Annotated in this window: 4 protein-coding genes and 1 pseudogene; 2 read left to right on the forward strand and 3 right to left on the reverse strand. The window is 37.7% G+C overall.

The genetic code is table 11. The features are described 5' to 3' along the window. Positions 1-186: 186 nt before the first annotated feature. A complete protein-coding gene (locus tag I3259_RS06865; RefSeq protein ID WP_238028941.1) occupies positions 187-708 on the reverse strand; it encodes a DUF2058 domain-containing protein in 522 nt (173 codons plus the stop codon). Between the two features lie 511 nt (positions 709-1219). On the opposite strand from I3259_RS06865, the gene lysM reads away from it, so the two are divergent. Together lysM and I3259_RS06875 are read left to right on the forward strand one after the other, a co-directional pair. Further along, positions 1220-1651: a peptidoglycan-binding protein LysM gene (gene lysM / locus I3259_RS06870; RefSeq protein ID WP_238028942.1), complete on the forward strand. Its 432-nt coding sequence runs from the start codon at positions 1220-1222 to the stop codon at positions 1649-1651. A gap of 23 nt (positions 1652-1674) precedes the next feature. Further along, the gene (locus I3259_RS06875; RefSeq protein WP_238028943.1) at positions 1675-2127 is read left to right on the forward strand and encodes a YidB family protein; all 453 of its coding nucleotides are present in this window, start codon (positions 1675-1677) and stop codon (positions 2125-2127) included. Positions 2128-2201: 74 nt separating this feature from the next. Here I3259_RS06875 and astB read toward each other — a convergent pair whose 3' ends face one another. Then, positions 2202-3536, reverse strand: a complete 1335-nt coding sequence (gene astB / locus I3259_RS06880) for an N-succinylarginine dihydrolase (RefSeq protein ID WP_238028944.1) — start codon at positions 3534-3536, stop codon at positions 2202-2204. Positions 3537-3778: 242 nt separating this feature from the next. Then, a pseudogene (locus tag I3259_RS06885) lies at positions 3779-11361 on the reverse strand (Ig-like domain-containing protein); the annotation flags it as partial.

Genomic DNA, 11361 nt, shown 5'->3' on the forward strand with positions numbered 1-11361 from the left:
TATTGCACACGCAAACGATAGCGTGAGTATTGCTCAGTGCCATTATTTAGCGGTAAAAAGAATTCAATGATGAGTTACTGTTACGAGCAATATAAACATATAAAAAAACCGATAATGCTAATAACCTACTTGTTTTAGCAATATCGGCTTTTTATCACTGAACCTATTTCTTCAGTAAGATAATTCTTACCACATCAGATCGTCTGGAATAACAAAATCTGCGTACGGATCATCTTCATCTGCAATACTGTCAGCAACAGTATTATTTAATACAATAGATTCTTCATCACGTTGTGCAATCTTATCAGCAACAGAAGCGGGGATCACTTCATAGCCATCAAGGTAACGTGCAATAGCTAAACGACCATTTACTAGCTGGTTTTGCATTACTTTATCAACATAGATCTTTTTAACTGTTGAACCATCAGTAAAGTTATAACCGATATCACCACTCTTACGATCCAAGCGATTCATTTCAATAAGCTGTTTAATTTGAGCACCCAGCTCTTTCGCTTTGATCTCTTCATCACGAGCGCGATTAAGCTCTTTATCTTTTTCTAGCTGTGCAATGCGATTTGCTTCAACAGCAGCTTTTGCTTCTTTCGCTTGAGTACGAGATTTTTTAGTGGTTTTACCCGCCTTTTTAAGCTTTTTCTTATCTATAAGCCCTGCTTTTAGCATCTGCTCTTGTAGACTTAGCTTTGCCATTGAAACTCCGTAACATTCATCATTATTTATCAGTGTAGACACACTAATTTATAGCTGTATTATCACGTTTAGCGCTAAAACAGGTCAAGCTTAAACAATAAAATTACTTGCCATACGTTAGATTCATTCTTAATGGTTAAAAGAAACTAATATTCACCCAATAAATCAATGTTCACAATTTAATAATTAAATGGAATGACATTCCATATAGATCATTAATTGACTTATTTGTCATGTGTCATTTTTACAAAATATGCTTTCCATTAGTGCTATAGCTTATCGATATTTAATAACCTAATATCAAAGTACTGCCATATCTCAATATAATCACAATAATATCTAAATTTAATGTGTGATTGGGGCTGTTATTATTTCGCCTTTATATTCACGAGTCATTGAGATAATGGTTCCTTACTCATAATTTAATTAATTGAGTTATTCTTAAAATTTCGTCTAGTATCGTTAGAGACTAACTTAAGATTTTGTCATTTATCATTAGGAAATATTTATAATGGGTTTGTTAGACTTCGCACGTAACATTGGCACAAAATTATTTGGTAACGAAGAAGAAGCACCTGCAAAAATCACTCAACATATTGAAGACAATAACCCTGGTGTATCGGGTCTGAATGTTGAAGTTAAAGATGGCGTTGCGACTATTTCAGGTCAAGCCGATAGCGCTGAAGCTCGTGAAAAAGCTATTCTTATGACAGGTAATACCGCTGGTATTGAATCTGTCGTTGACAATATCGAAGCTCCGGCTTCAACTGAAGCAGTGTCTTACTACGAAGTACAATCAGGCGATAGCCTATGGAAAATCGCTGAAAAAACATTAGGTAATGGCGCCGATTATCAGAAAATTTTTGACGCTAACCGTGAGGTAATTATCGATGCTGATAAAATTTTCCCAGGTCAAAAACTACGCATTCCTGCAACTGCTTAAGTTTACTGATTAAGGTTTAATGTATGGATATCGCACAAATATTACGTATTGGCGCTCAATTATTTGCTCAATCAAGTGCAAATACTGATGGTCTAAACGAAAACAACATTGTTTCGGCACTTGCTCGCCTTCTTGGTGGCAATAGCAATGGTGAAGGGATTGATTTTAACAGTATCCTTCAATCATTGAATGGTGCAGGTCTAGCAAATATTGTTTCATCATGGTTAGGTAATGGTGAAAACTCACCTATCTCTGCTGATGATATTGCTAAGATTTTCAATCCTGAACAGTTATCAGGCTTTGCTAACGATCTACAAATGCCACAAAATGAAGCGGTTACTGGTTTACAAGAAACATTGCCAGGTATGATCGATAAAGCAAGTCCGAATGGTGATATCGCGTCTGAGCTATTCCAAGCTGTAGGCGGTGTAGATGGCATCATGAATTTAGCTTCAAGTCTATTCGGTAAGAAGTAATCTTTAGCTTGCACAAGCAATTTCAGAGGCGATAAGTAATCACTTGACTTATCGCCTTTTATTTATTGCAAAGATCACTGCTGGAAATGATAGATCGAGCCTAAATTAAGTATCTGAGTGAGTTCATCTAATGCGGTACGAGATTCCACCAGCAAGTTGGGATCAGCTAAATCCGCTTCTACCAAGCAATCACGGTAATGCTTATCAACCCACTGGCTTAAAATAGCAAATTTTTCATCCGTCATTAATACATCAGGATTTACTGCTTGCAGCTCTTGTTCATTAAGCGCCACACGTAGTCGTAAACATGCAGGTCCCCCACCGTTAGCCATACTCTGTTTCAAATCAAAGATCATCACTTTATCAATGCCTTGCTGACTAGTTATTAGTTCCCCTAGATACTGTTTAACTTGGCTATTTTCTTCACACTCTTGCGGTAAAACCAGTACGGTTTCTCCATTGGGTAACGACAATAATTGTGAGTTAAATAGATAACTTGAAATCGCATTATCAATCGACACACTCGTAGTTGGCACTTCAATGATCTTAAAGCCCTCACCCATTTTCTGTTTTAACTCTGCATACACATTTGTTTGATCAACATAAGCTTGCTCGTGACAGAACAATATATTTCGATTACCAACAGCTATCACATCGTTATGGAATACACCTTGGTCAATCACAGCAGGATTTTGCTGAGCGATAACAAGATTAGCTTCGTCTAACTGATGCAAACGTGCTATCGCTTCACAGGCTTCAAATGTTTGTCTTGCTGGATATTTTTGAGGTTGAGTATAACGACTATCAAAAGCATGACGACCATGAACAAAAAATTCAACACCCGCTTCACCGTATTCACGACAAAAGCGAGTGTGATTGGCCGCGCCTTCATCACCAAAATGGTTCACTGAAGGTAAAGCGTTATGATGATGGAAGTGTTGTTCACTCGAAAACATTGCTTTTAAAATCTTACCTGTTGTCACATGCTCGATTGAACGGTGAAACTGGTTAACCAAATTAGCAGGAGTGAAATGTACGCGTTTATCAAACGTATCAGCTGATGGCGATACTGTTGCTGCATTGGCTGTCCACATACTAGAAGCTGAATAGCAAGATGCCAGTAACTTGGGACTGTGTTTTGCTGACTGCTTAATGATGTTTTGATCTGAGCCAGAAAAACCCAAACTACGAAGTGTAGCAATATCTGGTCTTTCTTGTGGTGCGATGATCCCTTGTACCAAGCCTAGATCTGCAAGGGTTTTCATTTTTTCCAGCCCTTGTTTCGCCGCTTGCTTAGGATTAGACGCTTTTGCGCTGTTCTTAGCTGACGCAAGATTACCGTAAGCTAGACCACTATAATTATGCGTCGGGCCTACTAAACCATCAAAATTTGCTTCAAATGCTTTCATTTTCCATCCATGTCATCCGCTAAATACATAGTAATTAACATAACAAAATTTTTACATTTACAGCAACAAAACACGTTTATGTCTAATTAGTTATTATTTATAGATTATTATTTTATATCAATCGTAAGTTTCCTTTGTATAGGCTTATTATTTTCACTTATCGTTAATTAAATGAATAACTACGCAATTTTAGATAAAAAAAAGCAGCCTCTAAGGGCTGCTTTTATATTCTATTTTTCTATTTAGTGACCGCTATCTATCTTAAATGCATTGTGATCAAAGAGTGAATTCATAATATCAACAGAAGAAAACCCATCCACTAACCCAAGATCATGGGCTGGGTGAATATTATCTAAGACAATGTTTTGCGTCTTACCGTCATCTGTTGTGATATCAAGATTAACATTGCCTTTATCATCAACACGTGCATCTACATGCTTCAATAAGTTATCCATCTCTTTACCACTATCATCATTACCAAGCAATTCACGGATATCAATCTTATCTTTACCAAGCTCAAAATCAGTAATGGTATCGGTATTATTGCTATTGGATAACGATGTTTCATGCCAAGTAAAGAGATCATCACCAGCACCGCCAGTTAAGATGTCATTTCCTGTACCCGCAAGTAAATTATCATCACCATCAAAACCAAATAAAGACTCACCTTGGCTATCTGCGATTAAGTCATTACTTGCGTCATCACCGAAGTTTTTAGTCAGTTCAAGGCTGCCATCATTAAATAGTGTGGTTAATTTATCAGTGTTACTCATCGCTGATGAGTGATCACCAAACAAGTCATTATTACTCACACCGTCCAGCAGAATATTTTGCACAACCTGATCTTGATCGTTCGATATTTGGATCAATGTACTGCCATCTTTTTCTGTGATATTTAAACGATGCTGTAAGTCATCAAGTGACTGGATATCTTTCGCATGTAATGAGTCACCTAAACTGATGGTATCAATACCGACTTCAAAATCCATGATCTTATCTGTCGCAGGGGCATTTGCCGTACCGAAATCACTTTCTGACCATAGGAAGGTATCTTTTACCCCATCACCATGGCCGCCTTGGTCCCCCCCCCATAGAATGTCATCGCCTGCACCACCGACAAGAATATCTGAGCCTAAACCACCAACTAATTCATCATCACCATCACCACCGTAAAGTGTTGCTGCTGCAGTACTGTCGATGATCAGATTATCGCCACTCACATTTGAATTTTGACCAATAACATTATGCGTGTGTGATAAATCATCAACCACAATGCTAATACGTACTGGTGCTGAAGTAGCTTGAGAGCTATCTGATTCAGTTGATACGGCTTGAACATCAATCATATAAGAACCTTCATCAAGGTTTTTAATATACAAACCATCAACTTTATCAGCAGGTACTTCCCAATTACCATTGCCTAAATCTGTACCTATAACATTACCATCTTTGTCAACAACTTGGCCTGAACCTAAATGACTAAGCTTAACGGTTAAGGTTTCAGATGCATCAGCTGATGCTGCGGCTAGTAATCCGATTAACGGCAGCATTGTTCCTAATGAACTTCGAATCGCAGCAGTTTGTAAATGCTCTTGGCTTAAAGTTAATGATGGTGCATCCGCTTTAGGCGTGACATTGATATCAACTTTATTAGTTGCATCTTGGTTACCACCAGAGCCTGTATTACCACCATCGTTAGTAGTAATGGTTAACTCATCTTTACCACTGTAATTTTCATCACCGGTATAACTTACCCCGCTATTAAGTACAGCATTAATATCATCCATTGAACCTTCAAGGATGACATTACCTGCACCATTTTGAACCACTTTCACTGGGCTGTTTTCTGGAAATGTAATCTTTAATGAACCATGATTCACATTTAACTGTACCGACATACCGGTATTATTTGGTAATTCATTAAAGTCGACGTCTGATACTTGTAATCCAGAGATCACAGTAGCAACGTCTTCATCAGCTGTAATGCTGGTTGGTACATGGTTAACAGGCGCATCGTTAACCGGTGTCACCGTAATATCAACGGTATCAGTATCTGTTAGCACGCCACCAGCCCCAGCGTTACCGTTATCGCTAGTGGTCATGGTTAACTGATCTTTACCTGCGTAATTCTCATCACCCGTGTATTTGATACCGTCAACTAGCAATGCGTTGATCTTATTAATATCACCGCTGATAACTAACTTGTCGTCACCGTTATCAGTAATATTCAAACCTTGCGTATCAGTTGCAATAATCGCTAATTGGCCATGACCAACTTCTAACGTCACCGTCATACCGCCAGATGCGCCATTTTCTTTCGCATCTACATCACTGATCTTAAGACCACTGATCACATGGCTACTATCTTCATCAACAGTAAATGCATCAGGTACTGTATTCACTGGCGCATCGTTAACAGGCGTAACCGTGATATCCACGCTATCAGTATCTGTTAGCACGCCACCAGCCCCAGCGTTACCGTTATCGCTAGTGGTCATGGTTAACTGATCTTTACCTGCGTAATTCTCATCACCCGTATATTTGATACCGTCAGCTAGCAATGCGTTGATCTTATTAATATCACCGCTGATAACTAACTTGCCGTCACCGTTATCAGTAATATTCAAACCTTGCGTATCAGTCGTAATAATCGCTAATTGACCATGCCCTACGGCTAACGTCACCGTCATGTCACCAGATGCGCCATTTTCTTTCGCATCTACATCACTGATCTTAAGACCACTGATCACATGGCTACTATCTTCATCAACAGTAAATGCATCAGGTACTGTGTTCACTGGTGCATCGTTAACAGGTGTAACTGTAATATCAACGCTATCGGTATCGGTTAGAGCACCACCCGCACCAGCGTTACCATTATCATTAGTAACCATTGTAAGCGTATCAACACCGTTGAAATTCGGATTACCAAGGTAGGTAACACCCTCTGCTAACACTGTATTAATTGTATTAATATTGCCATTAATGACCATATTATGGTCTTTGTCATAGCTAATATTAAGTCCATGAGTATCAACATTATCCGCAAAAGATACATGACCATCTTTAACCTTTAAGGTTACTGTCATATCCATCTTGGCATGGTTATCATGGCTATCTACATCAGAAATACTCAGCCCTTTAATCAGTAATGGCTTATCTTCATCAACGCTTAATTTATCTGAAGGTAAATGGTTTACTGGCTCATCGTTATCCGGTGTCACATCCACGTGGATTGTTTTATCCACTGCGACGCTATCTGTACCAACAATACCTTTATCCACCGCACGAATGTCGAAGTCTAGATCACCCGTCCAAACCTTACCGTCAATCACAGTTTGGTTGTTCGCATCACCAGGGTGGAAAATCAATTTATCAAGCTCAGAGCCATCAACTTTAATGATCCATGAACCATCTGCTTGTTTTTCACAGCTACCTTTTACACCATCCGGCAATGTAAATGAGCTTGAATCAGGCACATTAGTAATGGTGATTTGTAATGATTCCGCGCCATTTTCATGAACATTTGATCCATGCGTATTTAGGTGCGTTTTATTATCGATTGCATGAATACCTAAATCTAACGTAATCGGGCTGTTTTCTTTGCCTGAAATGTTTGGAGCAATATTAGTATCAACACCATCAGCGACCGGTATTACCTCAATCGTAATCGATTTGGAGTACACATTTTCATGTGGTAAACCTGTACCTTCATCTTGGTTATAAGCAATAACTTGAATATCTGCTGTACCACTAAAGTTATGAGACGGTGTAATGGTAATATGCTCTAAATTAAACGATTTACTGTCTTTTGGTACACTGATCGTCCATACCCCATTACCATTATTGACCGCACCATGAACAATAAAGCCATCAGGCACATGCTCTAACTTCACAGATGTGATGGATTCATGTGAATCGATAACCTTTCCTGATATACCACTCAGTCTAATAACAGAATCTTCAGGGCCAGAGATAGTCGTACTTTTTACATCCCAATGAATATCATCATGAATCGGCTCAATATTCACACTCGTATCAAATGAAAGTTGCTTAGATACAGTATTGCTACCTACCTTATCTACAACATCAACCACAGCCGTCATTTTCACTTCACCTCGGAAGTGCTCTTCAGTTGGCTTAAACTTAATCTTGTCGAGATCATCCCCACTCACAGTAATACTATTGAGATGCTTACCTTGACTATCAATAAAGTAGCCTTGTTGGCTATCCTTTAATGTTAGCGTCACGGTTTTTACTGTTTCTGAGCTGTCAGTAAGTGGTACATTTACGTGTAATATTACCGACTCACTATCTTCTTTATCAGTGGTGGTAATGGTGACATCTTTAGGGCCATCAACAACAGGATCAATCGTTACTGGAATTGATACCTCTTTCTTAATTTCAGCACCAGATACCGAATCAGTGTTGACGACACTCACACCAACATAAAATGTGCCAGCATAATCTTTTGGTGTTACCAATTTAACGTTAGCTAATGCGTCTTGTATTCTTTTTGAAGTATCACTCGGTGAATCACCCAATTTGATTGGAACAATATATTCACTACCATCAGAACCAGGCTTTACATAAGCACCTTCAATTTGAGGCACTCCTGAATAATTACCTTCAGTAACCTCTTTAGGAAGCTTAATAATGACAGATAAATTGTCATTCGCTGCATCTGAAACATTTGAAACATCGATATGAGACGCTAAATGTGCACCAAATGTTGTGCTCTTATTGCTATCTTTTTCGTCAACGAGGCCAGAGTCATCTTCAACCCCCTTAATAGGATCATCAGTTAATTTAATATCAGCTGCTTTTTGAGGTAATTCTGTTGTCGCTTCATTTTTATTATTTTCAAAAGACAAAACAATCGTTGCTTCCTTAGGCACAGGCTTACTCGCATCGTTGTCTTCGCCATTATCAATAACATCAGTCTTAATGGTTACACTAGCGTTTTCAGTGTAATTATTAAGCGCTTTTACTATGAGATTATTTAATGCATCTTTAGGTACTAACCATTGATTATTACCTAAGTTCATTGCCAGCTCGGTTTTACCATCTTGGTTATATTCAACAATTAAATCAGCAGCATCTTTGCCAGTTGGCGTAATTGTGATAACAGCATTCTGAATATCTTCTGATACGTCTTTGCTATCACCATTCAAATCCCATGCAACAGATAGATCAACTTTACCCTGTTCATCACTTTTAACAGGATTGGATACTTGTTCACCATAATGATCATGAGCAAACTTGCCATCATCTAATACATACGTATTGCCGTGAAGAATATCTAAGCCACCGTCTTCAACTACCGCTTTTATATCAACGTTGATTGTCTCTGTGATGTCTTTATAGATAGTAACGTTATTGCCACAATTCACAGCGACCTTAAACTTTAGCGTTAATGCTGTATCTGTATCTTTATCTGAATTGTGTGGTGCCGTTAAGTGTAATGAATCGGGATGGCTTAATAAAAATTCAAATTGACCCGGAGTTAAAACAATTTCCTTATTTTCATTTACTGATAATGAATTACCGCCATTAATAAATAACGAATAGCCTTTCTCCAACCCTGAAATCGTCAACTCTGCAAGGCTTTCATTACCATGCAAAGCGATAATTTTGCCATCGTCGCCGACAAATTGTTTTGGAGCCCAATCAACGGGGATTACCTGGTCTTCTTTACCATCAGATGTTAGTGGTGCTAACTGCGGTACAACATGGATATTAATATCTTGAGTAAACGCTTCACTCTTACCATCTTTTTCAGTGACAACCGTTGTCATCGTCATGTTGATCGTATCAGTACTATTTTTAGGCGCAACAATAATAAGTCCTTTTAAGGTATCATTGATCGATTCGCCATCACTTGCTGATAGTTTTAACTGATAACTTGCCTTACCATTCACTGATCCAGCATAGACCAATGGTAACTCTTGACCTTCTGCTGTTTTAAACGTAACCCCGTCAGGAATATCACTTAATACCACACTCAATGTTTCAGATTTATCTGGAGCATGGCCATGATGATCTTCACCTGAAGTAACATTAATATTAAGTGACGTTTCGCCATTTTCATTAATAACAGTACAAATACCGTTATCTTTTCCTAATGACTCCCAGCCACTACCTTTATTAGGTTCAATCACAGGCGCATCAGGATCACCTTTGATATTAATATCTAAAAGTTTTTCTCCAAACTTAATTGAATCTGTTCTATCTTCAGTTTTACCATCAATAGTAATATGAGCTGTATCTTTAATAATTCCTGTGACTGTGATGTGAAAATCGCCACTAATATCGGCTTTTGGTGATAGTGTTAAATGATCTAATTGATCGTAAGCAATTTCATACTTACCGTTATCCATTTCAACAGCATGACCATTTAGCTTTAATGTAAAACCTTCAGGTAAATTAGATATCTGGACATATAAATGTTCAGAACCATCACTATCAACAGATGGAGATAAATGGATTTTATCAGCTAATGCTATTTCCGTATCTTCAATAGATTCAATATGGCTAGTTGATAAACGTCCTTCATCAGCATCAGGGAGTACATTAATAATTAATTGTTTAGTATCTGAAAGTGCAACACCTTGATCCTTAACGACCTGTCCTGACTCATAGTTAATCGCTTGTACATTAACTTTAATATCACCACTAAAATTAGCTTTAGGAATAATATGTACATTTGCTATTTCGGAAGCAGAAACATCACTACCATTTTTTATGAATTTCTCAATAACACCATCTTTTATTATGGCAATATCACCATAAACTTTTCCATCCACATCAGAAGGTAAGCTAATACGATACCAGTCGACATGTTCTGAACCATCCTTATCTGTTGGCTCAGCAAGAATATTTAAATTCGCGCCATTTGTTGAATCTTCATTAATCGTATAATGATCAACTGTTTTACTTGACCAAACGGGTTTATCTGCAATTCCTAATACAGTGATATTCAAAGGCTGAGATAATTCCACCACAGGACCTGTATCTGTAGAAACCTTAACATCCATATTAAACGTTAACGGCTTATCTCCATTGTTATACGTAGAATAGTCATGAGTTGGTATAAACGTTAGTCCATCTAACTTAGAAGTAGATTTCGCTGTATCTGTCGAGAACTTATCACCAGATATTTCAATCTTTCCGTCAATAACATTTAATACTTTACCATCAAGCATAAATGTTCCTGGTACATGATCACCAACATGGATAACTAGATTATCTACCTTATCACCTTGATCAATATCTAATAAATCAACAGTGATCGGATCAATAACTATTCCTTTGGAATCTTCATTACCAATAACAGACTCAGGTTCTAAAACAGCAATACCATCTTGAACATTTATTTCAACATTAAATACTTTACTCTGATCATTATCTGCATCAATAGCATAAACAGGTATGCCAAACTTTATATTATCCGTTCCTTTTTGATCTAATTCACCCACCATTGTGAACGTATAATGTCCATTTGAGACTAATGTATATTTAAAAATAACCTCATTACCCACTTTCCCTTCATACATTCCATTACTTGTTTGGACTAGTTGTACAAGTTGATCATGAGAGGTAATGTGAACATTTTTATTAAACGATTCAATGTCAACTTTATAGTCAATAACATTATCAGAACCAACTTGAACGGTAAGATCGCCTTTTGCTGAGTCCAATTTTTCATTATGTTCTTGTACAGTAATACTTGATGCATTAGTTATAACAGGATCATGGCCATCTTTAATGGTGATACTAATCGCACTGCTTGTGCTGTCATTATCAAAGTCTGTCGCTTTAATTC

The sequence above is a fragment of the Photobacterium sp. Ph5 genome, from assembly GCF_022129445.1.
Taxonomy (GTDB): domain Bacteria; phylum Pseudomonadota; class Gammaproteobacteria; order Enterobacterales; family Vibrionaceae; genus Photobacterium.

Coding starts and splice junctions, on each gene's coding strand:
- I3259_RS06875 (WP_238028943.1), top strand. CDS start 1,675: ATGGATATCGCACAAATATTACGTATTGGCGCTCAATTATTTGCTCAA.
- I3259_RS06865 (WP_238028941.1), bottom strand. CDS start 708: ATGGCAAAGCTAAGTCTACAAGAGCAGATGCTAAAAGCAGGGCTTATA.
- astB (WP_238028944.1), bottom strand. CDS start 3,536: ATGAAAGCATTTGAAGCAAATTTTGATGGTTTAGTAGGCCCGACGCAT.
- lysM (WP_238028942.1), top strand. CDS start 1,220: ATGGGTTTGTTAGACTTCGCACGTAACATTGGCACAAAATTATTTGGT.